The organism is Streptomyces sp. NBC_01261, assembly GCF_036226385.1.
Lineage (GTDB): Bacteria > Actinomycetota > Actinomycetes > Streptomycetales > Streptomycetaceae > Streptomyces.
Genome location: NZ_CP108463.1, coordinates 1,161,075 through 1,179,585, shown reverse-complemented (window position 1 = coordinate 1,179,585; position 18,511 = coordinate 1,161,075). Strand labels below are relative to the sequence as shown.

At 70.1% G+C, this 18,511-nt stretch carries 12 protein-coding genes; 5 read left to right on the top strand and 7 right to left on the bottom strand.

Annotation, left to right across the window (positions count from 1 at the left end):
• Positions 1-11: 11 nt before the first annotated feature.
• The 4 genes from OG226_RS05145 to OG226_RS05130 form a co-directional block, all read right to left on the bottom strand.
• Positions 12-587, bottom strand: coding sequence for a YbhB/YbcL family Raf kinase inhibitor-like protein (locus OG226_RS05145; protein ID WP_329348084.1), 576 nt, complete (start codon positions 585-587; stop codon positions 12-14).
• Positions 584-1,150 carry a cysteine hydrolase family protein gene (locus OG226_RS05140; protein ID WP_329348083.1) on the bottom strand — a complete coding sequence of 189 codons (567 nt, stop codon included), beginning with the start codon at positions 1,148-1,150 and terminating at the stop codon, positions 584-586. The genes OG226_RS05145 and OG226_RS05140 overlap by 4 nt, the downstream gene beginning before the upstream one ends.
• A 69-nt stretch (positions 1,151-1,219) precedes the next feature.
• Complete coding sequence (locus OG226_RS05135; protein ID WP_329348081.1) at positions 1,220-2,980, bottom strand: MFS transporter; 1,761 nt, start codon at positions 2,978-2,980, stop codon at positions 1,220-1,222.
• Between the two features lie 29 nt (positions 2,981-3,009).
• Positions 3,010-3,453: a MarR family winged helix-turn-helix transcriptional regulator gene (locus tag OG226_RS05130; RefSeq protein ID WP_329348080.1), complete on the bottom strand. Its 444-nt coding sequence runs from the start codon at positions 3,451-3,453 to the stop codon at positions 3,010-3,012.
• A gap of 341 nt (positions 3,454-3,794) precedes the next feature.
• On the opposite strand from OG226_RS05130, the gene OG226_RS05125 reads away from it, so the two are divergent.
• On the top strand, positions 3,795-5,051 hold the full coding sequence (locus OG226_RS05125) for an MFS transporter (protein WP_329348078.1): 1,257 nt from the start codon (positions 3,795-3,797) through the stop codon (positions 5,049-5,051).
• A 35-nt stretch (positions 5,052-5,086) separates the two neighbouring features.
• A complete protein-coding gene (locus OG226_RS05120; protein ID WP_329348076.1) occupies positions 5,087-8,224 on the top strand; it encodes an ATP-binding protein in 3,138 nt (1,045 codons plus the stop codon).
• On the opposite strand, the gene OG226_RS05115 is transcribed toward OG226_RS05120, so the two are convergent.
• A complete protein-coding gene (locus tag OG226_RS05115; RefSeq protein ID WP_318020960.1) occupies positions 8,205-8,990 on the bottom strand; it encodes an ABC transporter permease in 786 nt (261 codons plus the stop codon). The two genes, OG226_RS05120 and OG226_RS05115, sit on opposite strands and share 20 nt — an antisense overlap.
• Positions 8,987-9,973 (bottom strand): ATP-binding cassette domain-containing protein, encoded by a 987-nt coding sequence (locus OG226_RS05110; protein ID WP_329348075.1) that lies wholly within the window; start codon positions 9,971-9,973, stop codon positions 8,987-8,989. Before OG226_RS05110 ends, OG226_RS05115 begins: the two co-directional genes overlap by 4 nt.
• Positions 9,974-10,146: 173 nt before the next feature.
• Between OG226_RS05110 and OG226_RS05105 the strand changes: the two genes are divergently transcribed.
• The gene (locus OG226_RS05105) at positions 10,147-10,593 is read left to right on the top strand and encodes an SRPBCC family protein (RefSeq protein WP_329348074.1); all 447 of its coding nucleotides are present in this window, start codon (positions 10,147-10,149) and stop codon (positions 10,591-10,593) included.
• Between the two features lie 27 nt (positions 10,594-10,620).
• On the opposite strand, the gene OG226_RS05100 is transcribed toward OG226_RS05105, so the two are convergent.
• Complete coding sequence (locus OG226_RS05100; protein ID WP_329348073.1) at positions 10,621-14,751, bottom strand: discoidin domain-containing protein; 4,131 nt, start codon at positions 14,749-14,751, stop codon at positions 10,621-10,623.
• Between the two features lie 222 nt (positions 14,752-14,973).
• Here OG226_RS05100 and OG226_RS05095 point away from each other — a divergent pair, with 222 nt between their 5' ends.
• Positions 14,974-17,130, top strand: a complete 2,157-nt coding sequence (locus tag OG226_RS05095) for a glycoside hydrolase family 27 protein (protein ID WP_329348072.1) — start codon at positions 14,974-14,976, stop codon at positions 17,128-17,130.
• 91 nt (positions 17,131-17,221) lie between these two features.
• Positions 17,222-18,511 (top strand): ABC transporter substrate-binding protein, encoded by a 1,290-nt coding sequence (locus OG226_RS05090; RefSeq protein WP_329348071.1) that lies wholly within the window; start codon positions 17,222-17,224, stop codon positions 18,509-18,511.

The following is an 18,511-nucleotide window of genomic DNA, read 5'->3' as shown; positions in this document are numbered from 1 at the left end:
GGATTCGCGGGTCAGCGTTCGTAGACGCCGGTCAGGCGGCCCCGGCCGAGGACGGGCGTGGTGACGGTGGACAGGAAGGTGCGGGGGCGGGCCCGGTCGATCGGTGTCGTGGTGGCCGCGCTGTCCACGGGAGTTGAGAGGGCGAACAGCTCGAAGACGTAGCGGTGTGGGCCGTGGCCTTTGATGGGCGCGGGGCCGTGGTAGCCCCGTCCGATCGTGGAGCGGAGGATCCGCACCCCGGGGCCGGGCTGCCGTGCGGACAGGGCGCCGGGTTCCAGGTGTTCGGCTGCCGACGGGTCGATCAGCGCGAGGCAGTGCACGGCGGGCTTGGGCAAGGGGACGTCGATGTCCTCTACGACCAGGAGGAGTTGGGCGGTGCCGGGCGGGAGCGGGGTCCAGGTCAGGTGAGGGGACAGGTCGGCGCCGCCGATCTGCTTCGCGCAGCTCTTCAGCGGCATGGTGGCACCGGCGCCGAAGTCCTGGCTGGTGAGGGTCAGTTGGTCGGTGCCTTGGAGGTTGGGCAGGTTCCACGCGGTGTGGGTCTCGCCTGCTCTGCGGTTCTTCAGGAGTCGGCCGAGCAGGGTCATCGCGTCGCCTCCACCATGTCGACGATCTCGGCGGTGGTCGCGGTCTCGCCCAGCTTGGGGAAGACGCGCTCGACGCTGTGGCGGTGGGACTCGGGATCGGGATCGCCCATGGCGTCGGTGGCCAGGACGACGTGGTAGCCGAGGTCGGAGGCGGAGCGTGCCGTCGACTCGACGCCCGCACTGGTCGCGATGCCGGTGAGTACGACCTGGCTGACGCCCAAGTCCCGTAGGAGCGTGTCGAGTCCGGTGTCGTGGAACGCGCTGCGCCGTCGCTTGGTGACCAGGTGGTCGGTCGGCTGTACGTCGAGTTCGTCGATGAGGTCGGCCCAACCGGCGGGCGGCACCGCCGCGTTGGCGGCCCGTCCGGTGTCGGTACGTCCCGGCGCGCGGCCGGTGACGTTGACCAGGATCACGGGGAGGCCGTGGCGCCGGAACTCGGTGGCCAGGTGGGTCGCCTGCTTGACGGCGGCCGTGACCGGGGCGTCGGTGAGGGCCGAGACGATGCCCTTCTGCAGGTCGACCACGACGAGCGCGGCCCCGGGGTCGATTGTGGTCAGTGGCATGGGAGTTGCTTCTCCTGTGGGTGTCGTCCGGGTGCGTGGAGATGGGGAGGGGCGGGCTTGGCCGCCGGCTTACCTCTCCGGTCGTGCGAGGGCCTCGCCGGTGGCGGATTCGCGCGCGCCCGGGGTCCTGGCCGTGGGGCCGGTGCCGGCGCCGCGCAGCAGGGAGGCGATCGCGGCGAGGAAGGCGAGGGTGGCGCCGAAGGCGAACACGATGACCAGGCCGGAGTGGAAGGGCCCGGATATCAGGCTCGGGAAGAACTCGCTGCCGGTCAGGGTGTGTTGCTGCGCCGCCGTCAGATGGGTCAGGACTCCGCTGGGCTGGAGCAGATGCTGGATCGGGTTGACGCCCAGCTGCGCCGCGAACAGGGACGAGACCGGGGGCAGCCCGCCGACCTGTGCGGCCAAGTGGGCCGGTACGCCCTGCTGTTGCAGTCCCGTGGTGAGGGTGTGCGGGAGGCTCCTGGCCAGCCCCGCGATCATCAGGGAGAAGAACACGCCGATGGAGACGGCGGTGCCGGAGTTCTGGAAGGTGGCGCGCATGCCGGAGGCGACACCGCGCAACCGGGCGGGCACACTGCCCATGATCGAGGAGGAGTTGGGGGAGGCGAACATCCCGCTGGCGATCCCGTTGAGCGCGATCAGCACCGCGAAGATCCAGTAACTGAAGTCGATCGGCAGACACATCAGGCCCAGGAAGGTGGCGCCGAACAGCGCCGCACCGCCGGTGGCCAGCCCCCGGGAACCGAGCCGGTCCGACAGATATCCGGAGACCGGTCCCGCGGCGAGGAAGCCCGCGGTCAGCGGCAGCATGAAGATGCCGGCCCACAGCGGGGTGTCGGCGTAGTCGTAGCCGTGCAGCGGGAGCCAGATGCCCTGGAGCCAGATGATCAGCACGAACTGCATTCCGCCCCGGCCGATCGAGATGGCCAGGCCCGCCAAGTTGCCGAAGGTGAAAGCCCGTTGGCGGAAGAGGCTGAGCTGGATCATCGGCGCCGAGGTGCGGTTCTCGATCACGACGAAGGCCGCCAGGAGGAGCAGTCCGCCGGCTGTCAGGACGTCGACCAGCGGGTTGGTCCAGCCCATGGTGTGGCCGCCGTAGGGCTGGAGGCCGAAGGTGATGGCGATCAGGGTGGCGCTGAGGCCCACGGCGAAGGTGATGTTGCCCCACCAGTCGATGCGGCCGCCGTCGTGTTTGGCGGTCTCGCGCAGGGTGCGGTAGGCCCACACGGTGAAGAAGACGCCGATGGGCACGTTCACCCAGAACACGGCCCGCCAGTCCCAGGCCGACAGCAGACCGCCGGCTACCAGGCCGATGAACATCCCACCCAGGGCGGCGACTTGGTTGATGCCGAGGGCGAAGCCGCGCTGTTCCTCGGGGAACGCATCGGTCAGGATCGCTGCCGAGTTCGCGGTCAGCATCGAGCCGCCGACGGCCTGCAACACCCGCCAGCCGATCAGCCACATCGCTCCGTGACCGCCGTCGAAGGGGTCGAAGGAGAGCAGGACCGAGGCGAAGGTGAAGACGGCGAACCCGGAGTTGTAGATCCGGACCCGGCCGTACATGTCGCCGAGCCGCCCCACCGTGACCACCAGCACGGCCTGGACCAGCCGGTATCCCATGATCATCCACAGCAGATACGCGATGTTGCCCGGCGCGAGCGGGTCGAGGTGGATGCCCCGGAAGATCGTCGGCAGGGCGATCAGCACGATGGAGCCGTCCAGCGCGGACATGAAGACCGCGGCGGTGGTGTTCGTCAGCGCCGTCCACTTGTACCGGTCGTCGGCGGCCGGGCGGCGCGGGGCCCGTGTCGTGGGAGGATCCGTCGTCATCAGTCTGCTTCCTCGTGGCTCCGTCGACGTCAGATGTGCTGGGCCAGTCGCTCCAACAGCGGTGCTGCCGCGGCGAGTTGCTCCAGCTCCGGCGGGGTGAACGCGCCGCCGGTCAGGGCTTGGGCGATGAGTTCGGCCCGCGCGTTGCGCTTGTTCCGCAGCGCCTGCCGGCCCGCGTCGGTCACCGTCAGCACCGCGCGCCGGCCGTCGTCCGGATCCGGGCGGCGCTCGACCAGGCCACGGGTCCGCAGCTCGTTGAGTGTCGCCCCCATGGCCTGCGCGGTGATCTGCGCCTCCCGGGCCAGCGCCGAGGAGGTCGTGGGGCCCGCGCGGTCCAGCCGCGACAGGGCGCTCCGCTCGGGCATCGTGAGCCCGCCCTCGACCGGCACCTGTCGGGCCCGCCGCACCAGCACGGCGATGCTCGCGAGGAGGGCCGAGGCGACCGCGTTCGGGTCCAGGTCGTCGTCGTTCATGTACTAAGGCTACTTTATAAAGCAGCCTTAGTGAATTCCCCTCGCGTGCGCACCCAGGGTTCGTGCGCACGCTGGGCTACGGCAATGACGGAGGCCGTCTTTCGCGAGAGCCCCTCGAAGAGTTACGGTCCGAACCGCCGGTGACCGCCGAGACGTTGGAGCCCAGAGATGCCCGGTCGTCCGGGCGCGCGTTGACGGCATAGGCCGAGATCGGCCCGTCATCGCGTGCCGCCCTTGAAGTCGCTGCGGCACAGCGAGCCTTTCCCTCCCCGCTCGAACCGTGGGCGCGTCCTTCGCGCGCCCGGTCGCGGGTCTCGTTGCCGGCAACTCAAAGGGTTCCTGTGCCGTCCACTTCGAACAATGACTTCCGGTGGCTCTGGTTGGGGCAGACGGTCTCCCAACTCGGCGAACAGTCAAGCCTGGTGGTCCTACCGCTCTTCGCCGTCCTGACGCTCGACGTCGGTGCCGGGCAGTTGGGTGTCCTGCGTGCGGTGGAACAGGCGCCGATCCTGCTGCTCTCGCTCCTCGTCGGCGCCTGGGTGGACGGATGGCGGACGCGCACGGTGATGGTGGTGGCGGACGTCGGACGCAGCCTGGTGCTGGGCGTTGCCGCCGTGGCCGGAGCGCTCAACTGGCTCGGTCTGCCTGCCCTGTTCGTGCTGGCCTTCGTCGCCGGGGTGCTGTCCGTGTTCTTCGACGTGGCCTACCAGGCCTCTCTTGTACGGCTGGTGACGTCCGATCGGTTGGTGCGCGGCAACAGCGCGTTGGAGGGCAGCAGATCCGCGGCGCAGATCGGTGGGCCTGCCCTTGGTGGTGCGTTGGTGACCCTGCTGTCGGCGCCGGTCGCTGTCGCCTCCAGCGCGGGGTTCTTCGCGCTGTCGTTCCTGTCGATCCGCCGGATCGGCCGTACCGAGTCCGTCCCGGAGCGTTCGGGGCATCCCCCTCGCGTAGGGCGGCGGATCCATGAAGGACTGCGTTTCGTCGTCGGTGAGTCCTTGCTGCGGGCCGTCTGCCTCGCCGCGACCGCCTTTCAGTTCTTCTTCGCGGCGACGATGACCGTCTACCTGCTCTTCCTCCCCCGGGAACTGCACCTGTCGGGCACCGCCGTGGGCCTGGCGCTCGCGGCGACCGGTCCGGGCGCGCTCGCCGGCGCGCTGCTGGCCGCCCGGCTGCCGGGCCGGTTCGGATACGGCCGGGTGATCGTGGTCGCGGCGGCACTCGGTGACGGCGCGTTCCTGTGTGTGCCCGCGCTCCGGGGGTCGTCCGCGACGACGATTGCCGTACTCCTCGCGGTGAACTTCGTGTTCGGGGTCGCCGGGCAGCTGGTGAACGTCACCGTCATGGCCGTCCGGCAGGCCGTGACTCCCCATGGGTTGCAGGGGCGTGTGGCCGCGACGATCACGTTCGCCGGTATGGGGCTGACGCCGCTGGGCTCACTGTTCGGCGGGTTCATCGCGCAGGAGTGGGGGCTGCGGACCGGCCTTCTCGTGACGGCCGCGGGCATGGTGCTGTCCCCGGTGGCGCTGGCGCTGTCCCCGCTCGCACGCCTGGGAGGGGATCTTGACGCCCTCGCACGTGATCAGCCCGGTACCGAGTAGGGGAGTGGTGGCCGGACCTTGGTTAATCTGCACGGGTGAGCATCGACCTGACCCTGCTGCCGCGTGTCGCCTATCGAAGACAGGAGGTCACCGCGCCCCGTCTCCGTGGTCTCCTCGCGTTGCTCGTAGGCGACTTGCGCACCGGCTGCAGCACCGAGCGGCTGGTGGAAGGCCTGTGGCCGGACGAGTTGCCGGAGCGGCCGGGGAAGGCGCTCCAGGTACTCGTGTCCAGGGCGCGGGCGCAGCTGGGCGCGGACCTCATCGTCAGCACGCCGACCGGATACCGGCTCGCCCTGGCCGAGGACCAGGTCGACAGTTCCGCCCTGCTGCTGCGCGCCGCCGCGAGCGCGGACCGGGCCAGGGCCGGGGACCACGCGGGATCGCTGGCCGAGACCGAGGCCGGGCTCGCGCTGTGGGAAGGCACCCCCGACCAGGGCGGCGACACCGACGACCCCGTGGCCGCGTTGCGAGCAGAGCGCGTCCCCGTCCGCGACGCGCTCGTCCGCGCGCAGGCACTCGCGCTCGCCCGCCTCGGACGGCACGCCGAGGCCGCCGCTCCGCTGGCCGTGGCCGCCGTAGCGCATCCGCGGGATGAGGAGGTGCTCGGTGAGCTGTTGCGGGGGGAGGCCGCGACGGCGGGGCCGTCCGCCGCGTTGACCCGGTACGAGGCGTACCGGCGTGAGTTGCGCGACGACCTTGGCACCGACCCGGGGGCCGGACTCAAGGCCGTTCAGCAGGAGTTGTTGCGTGGCGAGGCGCCCGTGGCCCGGCATGGTGTCCCGCACGAGCCGAACCCGTTGCTCGGCCGGGACGAGGACATCGCGGCGGTGGAAGGGTTGCTTCGTTCCTCGCGTGCCGTCACCGTCGTCGGACCCGGCGGGCTGGGCAAGACGCGGCTCGCGCACGCCGTCAGCCGGCGGGCCGAGCAGCGCGTCGTGTACTTCGTGCCGCTCGCCGGTGTCACCGAGGACGCCGACGTGGCCGCCGAGGTCGCCTCCGCGCTCGGCGCCGGTGCCATGAACGGGCCCGCCTCGGGTGACCCAATGGCAGGCATCCTCGGTGTGCTCGGCTCCGGGCCCGCGCTGCTGGTCCTCGACAACTGCGAGCAGATCGTCCGGGGCGTCGCCGACCTCGTCCAGGCACTCGTCTCGTCGTCCAAGGACCTCCGGGTACTCGCCACCAGCCGCTCCCCGCTCGGCCTCACCTCGGAGGCGGTGTACGCGCTCCCGGAACTCGGTCTCGGTGTCTCGGTCGAGCTGTTCACGCAGCGGGCCCGGGCCGCCCGGAGCGGGGTGGAGCTGCCGCCGGACGCGGTGGCCGAGCTGTGCCGGCACCTCGACGGGCTGCCGCTCGCCGTGGAGTTGGCGGCTGCGCGGGTGCGCGTCCTGTCGGTGCCGGACATCGCTCGTCGCCTCGGCGACCGGTTCGCGCTGCTGCGCGGCGGGGCGCGGGACGTCCCGGAGCGCCACCGCACCCTGCACGCGGTCGTCGAGTGGAGCTGGAACCTGCTCGCCGAGGACGCCAGGGCCGCGCTGCGCACCCTGTCCGTCTTCCCCGGCGGCTTCTCCGGCGAGGCGGCCGAACAGGTGCTGGGCGACGACGCGTTGGTGCTGCTGGAGCAGTTGGCCGACCAGTCGCTGCTCACCGTCGCCGACACTCCGGCCGGTGTGCGGTTCCGGATGCTGGAGACCGTACGGGAGTTCAGCGCGGCCCGGCGTACGAAGGCGGGCGAGGACGAGGCAGCCGTAGAGCAATTCCTTGTCTGGGCGCGGGAGTTCGGGGTCGCGCATCACGATGTGCTCTTCGGTTCGGACTCGCAGGCCGCGTGGGAGCGGATCAAGGGCGAGCAGGACAACCTGGTGGCGGCGTTGCGGCATGCGCTGGCGCGTGCGGACGATCCCGCGACCGCTGCCGTGACCGCCGTCCTCGCCAGTCTGTGGTCGACCGGCACCGACTACCCCCGCCTCATCGCCCTCACCGAGGACACCGGACCGGCGCTGTCGCACTACTACCCCGCGCCCGCATACGTCGAAGTAGCCCGCACCGCCGCCGTGTTGGGCACCGTGACCGTGTTCATGGGCGTCGGCCCGCGTGCCGTACGCCAGCTCGTCACCCTCCGCCGGCTGCCGTCGGCCCCGCCGACCTCGTTGATGCGCGCCGCCGCGATCGTGCTGAGCGCGATCCCCGAGATACGGCGGCCCGACTACGACGTGCTGCGCAGGCTGTGCGAAGGCGAGGGCGGCGAGGGGCCGTTGCTCTCCGGTATCGCCGAGTGCGTGGCGTGCTACGTCTGGGAGTTCGAGCACGACATCGAGCGCGCGCTGGTCTCCGCCCGCCGAACTGTCGTAGGGCTGGCGCGAGTTGACAATCCGTCCGTGCAGCTCATGGTGCACTCGCGGTTGAGCGAGCTGTGTCTGCGGACCGGGCGGGGCGAGGAGGCGTACGAGCATCTCAAGGCGTCCCTCGCGGTGCTGCCGCGGCTCGGTGACGGGCACGACTACGTCGGTATCCGTTCGCTCCTCGTCCTCGCCTGTCTGCAGCGTGGCGACGCCGACGAGGCGGAGTACTGGCTGCGGCAGGCGGAGAGCGACAACACCCCGCCGGAGGACGACTTCTACCGGCCCGACCTCGGCGGGCGCGCCGAGATCGCGCTCGCCCGCGGGCTGACGGAGGTCGGACTCGGCCTGTGGCGCGGTGCCGTGGAGCGCATGCTCGCGGCCGGTGCGCTGCGCGACGCCGATGCCTGGCTCGACCCGTGGGCGTTCATGGTCCAGGCGGTGGCCGTGACGGCCCACGCACGTGCCGAACGGCTCGCGCTGGTCGCGGAGTTGGTCGACCGGCTGCGCCGGCGGCTGCGGACACTGCTCGCCGAACCGGTCGGCTCGTCCCACGAACTCCCCATGCTCGGGACGATGTTGCACGCCCTGGGCATGGTGGGGCTGGCGTCCGGCGAAGGAGACGAAGGCGCCGTACGGATGATCGCGTTGGCCGAACGGCTCGGCGTGCTGCGGGAGTTCCAGCCGACGATGTCGGCGGACCTCGCCCGGCGGGCGGCCGAGAACGCCGACCGGGCGGCGTACGCCGACGCGGTGTCGGAGTACGCCGCCCTGGGGCGGGACGAGTTGCGGGAGGCGGCCCGCGCTGTCATGGCGACTACTTCGGGTCGCGATTGAACGCGGCCGTGGACCAGCGGTAGCCGAGCACGGTCAGGCCGACGCACCAGGCGAGCGCGATCCACCAGTTGTTGCCGATCTCGGTGCCGAGCAGCAGGCCGCGCAGGGTCTCGATGGCCGGGGTGAACGGCTGGTACTCGGCGATCGGCTGGAACCAGCCCGGCATGGTGTCGGCCGGGATGAACGCGCTGGAGATCAGCGGGAGGAGGATCAGCGGCTGGGCGCTGTTGGCGGCCGCCTCGGCGCTCGGGCTGACCATGCCCATCCCGACCGCGATCCAGGTGAGGGCCAGGGAGAACAGCGCGAGCAGCCCGAAGGCCGCCAGCCACTCCAGGACCGTGGCGTCCGTGGACCGGAAACCGATGGCCACGGCGACCGCGCCGACGAGGACCACGCTGGCGACGCACTGGATCACACTGCCCACGACGTGCCCGACGAGCACGGACCCGCGATGGATCGCCATGGTCCGGAAGCGGGCGATGATGCCCTCGTTCATGTCGGTGGCGACGGACACCGCGGTCCCGATCACGGTGCCGCCGATGGTCATCATCAGGATCCCCGGGACGAGGTACGCGACGTAGTCGGAGCGGTCCGCGCCGCCGATGCCCGTGCTCAGCACATCGCCGAAGATGTAGACGAAGAGCAGCAACAGCATGATCGGCGTGAGCAGCAGGTTCAGGGTGAGGGACGGGTAGCGCCGTACGTGCAGCAGGTTGCGGCGCAGCATCGTGGACGAGTCGCGGACGGCGAGGGAGAGGGTGCTCATCGGACGTTCTCCTTGGGCTGGTTGGGCACGCTGGGCTGGTCGGCGACCTTGGCGCCGCCGGTCAGGGCGAAGAACACGTCGTCGAGGTCGGGGGTGTGCACGGTCAGCTCGTCCGCCTCGATGTCGGCGGCGTCCAACCAGTCGAGGATGGCGCGCAGTTCGCGCTGGCTGCCGCCGCTGGGGATCTGCAGCGAGAGCGTCTCGTCGAACCGAGTGACCTCGCGCAGGGCCGTCGCGGCGGACTGGTAGGCGTCCGGGTGGGTGAACCGGAGCCGCACGTGGCCGCCGGGGACGAGCCGCTTCAACTCCTCGGCGCTGCCGTCGGCGACGAGCTTGCCGTCGTTCAACACCGCGATGTGGTCGGCGAGTTCGTCGGCCTCGTCGAGGTATTGGGTGGTGAGGAAGACGGTCGTACCGCCAGCGACGAGTTCGCGGATGATCTGCCACATGGTGTGGCGGCTGCGGGGGTCGAGGCCGGTGGTCGGTTCGTCGAGGAAGATGATGTGTGGGTTGCCGACCAGGGTCATGGCGAGGTCGAGGCGGCGCTTCATGCCGCCGGAGTAGGTGGAGGCGGCTTTCTTGGCGGCTTCGGTGAGGTCGAAGCGTTCCAGGAGTTCGGTGGCGGTACGGCGGCCTTCCTGTTTGGGGAGGTGGTGCAGGTCTGCCATGAGGAGCATGTTCTCCTCGCCGGTGATCAGGCCGTCGACGGCGGAGAACTGTCCGGTGACGCCGATCGTGGCCCGTACGGCCTGTGGGTCGGTGGTCAGGTCGTGGCCGCCGACGCGCAGGTTGCCGGCGTCGGCGGTGACGAGGGTGGAGAGGATCTTGACGGCGGTGGTCTTGCCGGCGCCGTTCGGGCCGAGCAGGGAGAAGACGGTACCGGCCGGGACGGCCAGGTCGATGCCGTCGAGGACTGTCTTGTCCCCGTAGGCCTTGCGCAGCCCGGTGGCCGAGATCGCGAGTTCCTCGGTGGTTGTCGTCATGCCGCAGAGCGTGCGGCAGGGCGCATTCAGCTCGGTTTCACGGTGGTTTCAGTGTCCTGGAACCGGCGGGAGCGCCGACAGGGAGCACGGGCGGAGCCGCGCCGATAAGCTGATGGTGCTCGGCACATCAGCGCGCACCCAGCCAAAACTCCCACCGCAGCACAGGAGGAATCGTGGCCGGACAGTTCGAGGCGACAGCCGAGGTCAACCGCCCCGTCGAGGAAGTCTTCGCCTTCCTCGCCGAGGGCACGAACGACCCCAAGTTCAGCCCGAGGGTCCAGAAGATCACCAAGACTCCCGAGGGCCCGACGGCCGTGGGCACCGTCTTCACCAGCACGGTCAAGGACGCCGGTATGAAGACGGGCCGCACGTTCCGGATCACCGAGTTCGAGGCCCCCCATCGCATCCGCTGGACGGAGACCTCCAAGAACACCGTGACGGCGGACGAAGGTGGCTACGACCTCGAAGCCACCGGTCCGGGCACGACCAGGGTGAGGATCTTCAACGTCCTCGAAGGCCACGGCATCGGAAAACTGCTCGTGGGCTTCGCGCTGAGTGCGGCACGCAAGGACGCGCCCGGGTTCGGGCAACGGATCAAGACGGCGGTGGAGGCCTCCTGAAAGACCGATATCTGGGAAGCCCGGGGACTAACTCGCCGTCGACGGGAGGCTGTTGTACGCCTCCACCTCCAGGAGCGGACGACCTGAGGCCAGGGCCCGGGTCGGCCAGGACAGGGTGACGGTCTGGGGCTCGTCGGGCAGCAGCCACAGGTAGTTGTGGCTGTACAGCGTCGGCAGGACGCGATGGCCGGTCGCCCCGTCCTTCAGCGAGAGGCGGACCATCGCGGCGACGGCCGACCCGTGATTGCGGACGGTGGCGGTCAGTTCGGTCCGGGCTCCGGAACGGGACACGCGCCCGAGCGACGCGGACACCTTCGTTTGTGGCGCCTTGCCCAGTGCCCGCATGGCCGCCGGTGTGCGATAGCGCCAGTACGTGTTGCGCGACAGGACCCGGCCGTCGCCGCCGGTCAGCGTCAGGCGGAGGAGATGCAGGTCCGGCAGGTCGTCGGTCCAGGCCGCGGTGAACGCCTCCGCGGTCGCTGCCGGTGCGACGTCCAGCCGGGCGGTCTTGTTCCCGCCGAGCCGACGACCCGTCAGATCGATCAACTGTGCTGAGACCACGGCGTTCTTCAGGCCGTCACGCGTGTGGTTGACCGCGATGACCCGCCCCTCGGGATCGGCCTGCACATGCAGGGGCTCGCAGGCCGAACGGGCGCCGTAGTACGTGCCGTTGACGTCGAAGTCGTAGTCGTAGGTCTGCCAGACCGTGCTGTGCCAGGCCGGGTGGGACATCCACAGCATGAGACCGCTGGCGTTGTCCCAGAGGTTGGCGTTCCAGGCCTCGAACATGGCGCGCGTGTTCTCGTAGTTGACGAACTGGGCCTTGCGCGCGAAGTCGTCCAGGCCGGTGGTCGTGCCGAGGCGCGCCTCTACGGCCGCCTTGTACGTCTGCGGTGCCTGGTTCCCGCGCTCGCTCCAGTCGTGGTAGTACCAGGCGCCGCGTATCGGCCACTCGGGCTCGTCGCCCGTCATGGTGCGCATGCTGGCGGCGGTGGAGACGACGGGCATGCCGATCTCGGTGTGGAAGCCGAAGTCCTTGCTGCCGTAGGTAGTCGGGTCGAAGTACTTCTCCGGCTCCACCCAGCCGTACGGTCCGCCACCGGTGATGATGCCGCCGGCCGAGTTGTTCTGGTAGAGGATGCCGGGGGCCTGTCCCTCGACGGCCTCGCGCATGCCCTGGTCGATGGCGGCGGGCGGGTTGCCCTCGTTGGCGCCGCACCAGATGACCACGCTGGGGTGGATGCGGTAACGCAGGACGGTGTCCCGGGCGGTCGAGTTGAAGGCGTCGTGGTCCGGCGGGTCCATGCCCCACGCGTTGGGGAAGTCGTTCCACACCAGGATCCCGTGCTCGTCGCACGCGGCGAAGAACTCCTCCCGGTCACACGTGCCCACCCAGTTGCGGATCATGGTGAAGTTCATGTCGCGGTGCATCCGCACGGCCGCGTCCATCCGCTCCGGCGGCATCCGGCGCAGCAGCTCGTCCCAGCCCCAGTTGCCGCCCCGGGCCAGCACCCGCACGCCGTTCACGCTGATCTTCAACGGGTCGGGGGTGTTGGACACGGACTTCACGTCGGTCCACGTGTCCGCGTCGTCCGACACCTGGATCACGTAGGTTTTCGGGTACGCCGACTCCCAGAGGACGGCGACCCGGTCGAACTTCTTCGAGGCTCCGAGGTCGACCTGGATCCACTGGTGGTCCTCGTACTCCGAGGACCAACGGGTGCTCGTGTCACCGTCGGTGGCGTGCGCGGCCGGGTGGTCGGGGTCCTCGGTGGACGCGGTCGTCTTCTGGTGCAGGGCCAGGTCGGTGCCGGGAGCGGTGCTGTCGACGACGCCGAGGGACCACAGGGAGTTGCCCCAACTGGTGTTGCGCAGCCCGCAGTTGATGCGGACGTAACGGGCGGTCCGGGCAGTGAAGTCCTCCACCTGGAGGCTCGCGTTGCCGTTGTTGAAGGGCAGCGGGACCGCGTTGTTGTCCACCGGCGCGGCATCGGTCCAGGTGGCGTTGTCGGTGGAGACCTGTACCACGTAGGTCTTCGCGTATGCCTGTTCCCAGGTCAGGTCGACCCCGTCGAAGGGCTGCACGGACCCCAGGTCGACACGTATCCACTGGTCGTCCGTGTAGGCCGAGGACCAGCGCGTGTCGGGATCGCCGTCGGTCACGTTGCCGGCGGCGTGGTCGTCCCCGTCCGTGGTCGAAGCGTCGGCCTGCGCGTGCAGGGCCAGGTCGGTGGCGGGCCGCGCACTGTCGCGTACGGCCAGGGACCACAGGGAGTAGCCCCAACCAGAGGCCCGGGTAAGGCACTTGACGCGTACGTACCGGGCCTGTCGCCGGTCGAACGTCGCCGACTGGGTGTACGCGTCACCGGAGTTGGCGAACGGCAGCGGCACCTCGTACTCGTAGCCGAACTGACGGATGCCGAACCGGGTGGTGCGGCGGTCGCTCTCGGAGCCGTCGAGCGCCGCGGTGAGGGTGAGCTTGTGCAGGGCCGGGTCACCCAGGCCGTTGGGCCACCACAACTCCGGGTTGCGCAGCCGCAGTTGACCGAAGACGGCAGGCGTGAACGTGATGTCGACGCTCTCGCCCGCCGGTACGGTGACGACCTTGCTGACCCGCATGTTGTCGAAGGCCGCCGAGACCGTCGTCCTGTGGTCGGTGGTGTCGGCGTTGCGGACCGGTACGACGATCGTCAGCTCGGCGGTCGACACCTTGGGAAGGTCCGGCAGTACGGTGTCGACCCGCGGGTCGCCGATCACGACATGGCCGGTCGTCCTCAGTCGGACGTGGTTCCAGATGCCGGCGGCCCGGTCGCGTACCGCCGGCATCCAGTCCCAGCCCGAAGAGGCCAGGTAGGTGGGGGAGTTGAGGTTCATCTGGTTGGCGCCCGCGTCCACCCAGGACTCACCGGCAGGGCCCTTGTCGCCGGGGCTGCCGGGCACCGGCATCGGCGTGATCTTCACGGCGAGCGCGTTCGCCCCGCCCGTAGCGAGCAGCTCGGTCACGTCATGGGCGGCGCGGGCGAACGGGTAGGTCAGACCGCCCACCTGGTGACCGTTGAGCCAGATGTCGGCCGTGTGGTTGATGCCGTCGAACTCCAGCCAGGTCCGGCGCCCGGTCCCGGTGCGCAGACCGCGCGGCAGCTCGAACTCCCGCCTGTACCACCACGAATGACGTGACAGGGCCTCCGGGATGTGGAGGTTGTTCAGTCCGACCACGGGGTCGGGCAGCTTGCCCTGGTCCACGAGTGAGCCGAGTACCGTGCCGGGGACGGTGGCCGGCAGCCAACTACCGGTGTCCACGGACGCCTTCGAGAGTTTCGCGCCGTCGCCGTCGCCGTCGCCGTCGCCGTCGCCGTCGCCGTCGCCGTCGCCGTCGCCGTCGCCGTCGGCCCAGTCGTCCAGCGTCAGTCGCCAGCCGGACTCCACCGGGACCGTGCCGTCCTCGGCCACCGCCAGCTTGGGTGCCGGTCCGGAGTGGGTGCCCCAGTCGGTCCAGCCCGTGGCCGACGGCCGGTGGCCCGCGACGGTGCCGTAGACCTCGAAGCCGTTGAGGCCAAGGGGGTTGGGGTGGGAGCGTCTGAGTGAGGTCAGTCGTACCCAGCGGGCGGTGACCGGGCGTGCGGGCTGGATGTTCACCACTCCGCCCGTGCCTGCCGTGGTGCGGTACGCGCTGGTCCAGGTCGTGTGATCGGTGGACGTCTCGACGACGTACTCGACCGAGTAACTGGACTGGATTTCCTTGCCCGTCGTGCCGTCGGCCGGGTTGCCCGTGGCGGGAGGCGTGAACACCGGGTCGCTCGCGTCGGCCTCGAAGGTGAGGCGGATCGACGTGACGGTGCACGCGGCCTGAAGGTCGATCGCGATCCACTGCGGGTCGCCCGCCGCGGCCCGCCATCCGCTGCCGCGCACTCCCGGCGAGCCGAGCCGGTCCACCACGAACGAACCCGGGGTCGGCGCGTAGGCCGTCGAGGAGACGGACACGGGGCGGTGGAGCGCGAGTTCGCCGGGGGAGGAGGGCACCGTCGTCGGGCCGGCACTCGCGGCGCCGGCGGTCGACATGGGCAGCAGGGAACCCAGGCCGAACCCCGCAAGCAGCGTGGAACCCGTGGTGACGATGGAGCGGCGCGACACGTGTGGTGAACTCGGCTGATCTGTCATGAGCGTGATGTCCCATCAAAAACCGGCGGCACTGACAACGTTGCCAAAGGCTGTGACGCGAGGGAAGCTGTGTCAACCCCTGATGCAGCCTTCTAATAAATTAGGAATTAATATTGACAGGGTTTCGGTCGCGCGCCACAGTCGTCGCCGTGACGCCGGAAGCCCCTGTCGCAGTGCGGCCCGGGTCACGTCCTCCTGCTTCCCAACCCTCGGGAGAGGCAAGTGACTTCACATCCGCAGGTCCGCACACCCGCGGCTTCGAGACGGACGCGCCGCGCCACCGTCGTCGCCATCGCGACCGTACTGGCGGCGACCGCCGCTCCGGTGGCAACGGCGCAGAACACGGCATCTGTGGCCACGGCGCGGACCGGTGCCGACCAGGGCGCACCCGACTACTACGACAGCGGTCTCGCGCCGACGCCCTACATGGGTTGGAACACCTACTACGGTCTGGGCGCGCCCACCGAACAACAAGTGCGCTCCGTCGCGGACAAGCTGGTCAACAGCGGTCTGCGGGACGCCGGTTACGACATCGTGTGGCTCGACGGCGGCTGGCAGGCCGACAACCCGCGTGACGGGCAAGGGCGGTTGGTCGCCAACCCGACCCGGTTCCCCTCGGGCATCCCCGCCCTCGTCTCCTACCTGCACAAGCGCGGCCTGAAGGCGGGCATCTACACCGACGCCGGCACCTACGACGGCGGCAAGAGCTGCGGGCTCGGCAGCAGGGGCCACTACGACGCGGACGCACGGCAGTTCGCCGGCTGGAAGATCGACGCGGTCAAGGTCGACTTCCTGTGCGGGATCGGCGCCAAGCTCGATCCGGGCCCGGCGTACAAGGAGTTCAGCGACGCGGTGGCCAAGTCCGGCCGCACGATGCTGCTGAACCTGTGCAACCCGCTCACCGACGACTGGGGTCTGCCGCACACCCCCGAGCAGGACGCGCACAACACGTACGTCTACGCCCCGACCATCGCCGACTCCTGGCGTACCGGCACGGACATCGCCTGGGGCACCCCGAGCCCCGGCCAGTGGCCCAACATCCTGCGCAACATGGACGCCAACGCCTGGCACCCCGAGGCGCAGGGACCCGGGCACTACAACGACCCGGACTACCTCATCCCGATGCGCCAAATGACCGACGGCACGCTGGAGTTGACCCAGGAGGAGTCCACCACGCAGTACGTGATGTGGGCGGAGATGGGCTCGCCGCTCGTCCTGGGTTCCGACCCGCGCACCCTGTCCGACTCGATGCTCGCCACCCTGCGCAACCCGGAGATCATCGCCGTCGACCAGGACCCGCTCGCGGTCCAGGGTGTACGGGTGGCCAGTGACTCCGTCGGCGACGTCTACAGCAAGGTCCTCACCGGTGACGGCCGGCGCGCGGTCGTCCTGCTCAACCGGTCCGACCAACCGGCCCTGCGTACCGTGCAGTTCGCGGACACCGGGCTCGGCGGGTCGGTCCGGGTACGCGACCTGCGGGCTCGCGCCGACCGGGGCACGCACACGGGGTCGTACACCGTCGAGGTCCCCGCGCACGGCACCGCGCTCCTGAAACTGACCGGGGCGGACGCCCTGCCCGGTACGAATCTGGGCCGGAAGACCACGGCGAGTCCGGCCGTCGTGCGTGACGGCGACACGCTGACCACCTTCCTGCGCGGAGCGCACGGCTCGCTCGTCCAGCAGACCGACGGCAGGTCGCGGGACCTCGGCGGTCCGGCGAAGGGCGGGATTCTCGGCCAGCCCGCCGCGTACGCCTCGGCCGGCGGCCGGATCGACCTCTTCGTGCGCGGGGCCGACTCCCGGGTGTACCGGCGGGTCTACGCCAGTGGCCGTTGGGGTGCGTGGCAGAGCCTGGGCGGCCGGGTGGCCGACGCGCCGTCGGTGGCGTTCACCGATCCCGCGCACTGGACGCTGTTCGCCACCGGCACGGACGGGCAGGTCGTCCAGCGCGGCCCGTCGACCGGCTGGACCTCGCTCGGCGCACCCGGTGGCCGGGCGGTGTACGGGCGGCCGTCCGCTGCCGTGGACGCTCAAGGACGGGTGCAGGTCGCCGTACGCAGCGCGGCCGACGACGTGTGGACGCGGTCCCGGGACGTGTCGGGGGAGTGGTCGCCGTGGGCCTCGGTCGGCGGGACCGTCAGCGGGAGCCCGACGCTGGTCGCCGTAGGGGATGCCGTGGTGCTGTACGCGCGGGCCGCCGACTACACGCTCTGGCAGCAGCGGTACGAGAACGGTGCGTGGCAGGGCTGGACCAAGCGATCGGCGTTCCCCAGTGCCGCGTTCGACGGTGCGCTCGGGGCGGTGGCCGGGTCGGGCGGGACGGTCGACGCGGTGTTCCGCGGAGTCGACGGCTACGTTCACCTGACCCAGTTCAACTAAATTAGTAATTATTCTTGACGTGGTGGGGACGCCACGTGAACCTGGATCCCGCGCGCATCAGGATCCGCGCGGGATCCACAAGGAGCCATCCATGACGAACCACCAGCCAGACCGACGCCGGTTCCTCGCCGGACTCGGTGCCGCGGGGACGGCGGCACTGCTCAGCGGCTGTGTCACCTCGACCTCCTCCGGCAAGAGTTCCTCGAAGGGCGCGGTGAGCCTCCAGTCCAACCTCTCCGCCCCGCAGGCCAAGGCCGCGATGGAGGACCTCGTCGCCGCCTACGCCAAGAAGGGCTCCGACCGCGCGAGCCTCAACACGGTCGCGGCGGAGACCTTCCGCACCCAGCTGCCGACGTACCTCACCTCGGCCAACCCGCCGGACGTGTACACCTGGTACCCCGGCTCGGTGGCGGACGCCTACGCCAAGAAGAACCTGCTGCTCGACCTCGACGAGGCGTGGACCTCGTCGCCCGACCTCAAGCGCTACTCCAAGGCCTTGAACTCCCTGTGCACCGCGAGCTCCGGCAAGAAGGTCTTCGTCCCCAACACCTATTACTGGTGGGGCATGTTCTACCGGAAGTCCAACTTCGCCAAGTGGGGCGTGACCGAGCCCAAGACCTGGGACGAGTTCCTCGACCTGTGCGACAAGCTCAAGAGCAAGGGTGTCACCCCGATCGGGCTGGGAGCCGGCGGCGGCACGGCCTGGGTCGCCTCGGCGTGGTTCGACTACCTCGACATCCGGATCAACGGCGCCGAGTACCACCGCCAACTCCTCGCGGGGAAGCACCGGTTCGACGACCCCGAGGTGCGCAAGGTCTTCGACCGCTGGCAGGAGGTGCTGCCGTACTTCGACCCGAACGGCGCCGCCGTCGCCTTCCAGGACGCCACGACCTCCCTGCTCAACGGCCGCAGCGGCATGATGCTCATCGGCACCTTCTTCGCCGACGCGGCACCCAAGGACGCCCTCGACGACATCGACTTCTTCCGCTTCCCGGTCATCGACTCCAAGGTCCCGCTCGCCGAAGAGGCGCCTGTCGACGGCTACTTCGCCAGCGCCCGCACCGGTCGGCACGACCAGGTGATCGACCTGATGAAGTACCTCGCCACCGCCGAGGCGCAGGAGATCTACATCAAGGGCTCCTCCGGTACCGTCCTGCCCTGCAACCCCGCCGCGAAGGACGCCGGTACGGCCCTGGTCAAGAAGGGACGCCAGCACGTGGAGGCGGCGGCCGAGGTCACCCAGTTCTTCAACCGGGACTCCAGCGACGCCCTCCAGCCCACCGCGGACAACGCGTTGACGAAGTTCCTGGCCAAGCCCAAGTCGATCGGGAGCATCCTCACCGACTGGCAGCGCGACGCCGAGAAGATCTGGAACGCGTGA

Excerpts from the sequence above, each read along its gene's own strand:
- OG226_RS05145 (WP_329348084.1), bottom strand. The coding sequence starts at position 587 with ATGACCCTGCTCGGCCGACTCCTGAAGAACCGCAGAGCAGGCGAGACC.
- OG226_RS05140 (WP_329348083.1), bottom strand. The coding sequence starts at position 1,150 with ATGCCACTGACCACAATCGACCCCGGGGCCGCGCTCGTCGTGGTCGAC.
- OG226_RS05135 (WP_329348081.1), bottom strand. The coding sequence starts at position 2,980 with ATGACGACGGATCCTCCCACGACACGGGCCCCGCGCCGCCCGGCCGCC.
- OG226_RS05130 (WP_329348080.1), bottom strand. The coding sequence starts at position 3,453 with ATGAACGACGACGACCTGGACCCGAACGCGGTCGCCTCGGCCCTCCTC.
- OG226_RS05115 (WP_318020960.1), bottom strand. The coding sequence starts at position 8,990 with ATGAGCACCCTCTCCCTCGCCGTCCGCGACTCGTCCACGATGCTGCGC.
- OG226_RS05110 (WP_329348075.1), bottom strand. The coding sequence starts at position 9,973 with ATGACGACAACCACCGAGGAACTCGCGATCTCGGCCACCGGGCTGCGC.
- OG226_RS05100 (WP_329348073.1), bottom strand. The coding sequence starts at position 14,751 with ATGACAGATCAGCCGAGTTCACCACACGTGTCGCGCCGCTCCATCGTC.
- OG226_RS05090 (WP_329348071.1), top strand. The coding sequence starts at position 17,222 with ATGACGAACCACCAGCCAGACCGACGCCGGTTCCTCGCCGGACTCGGT.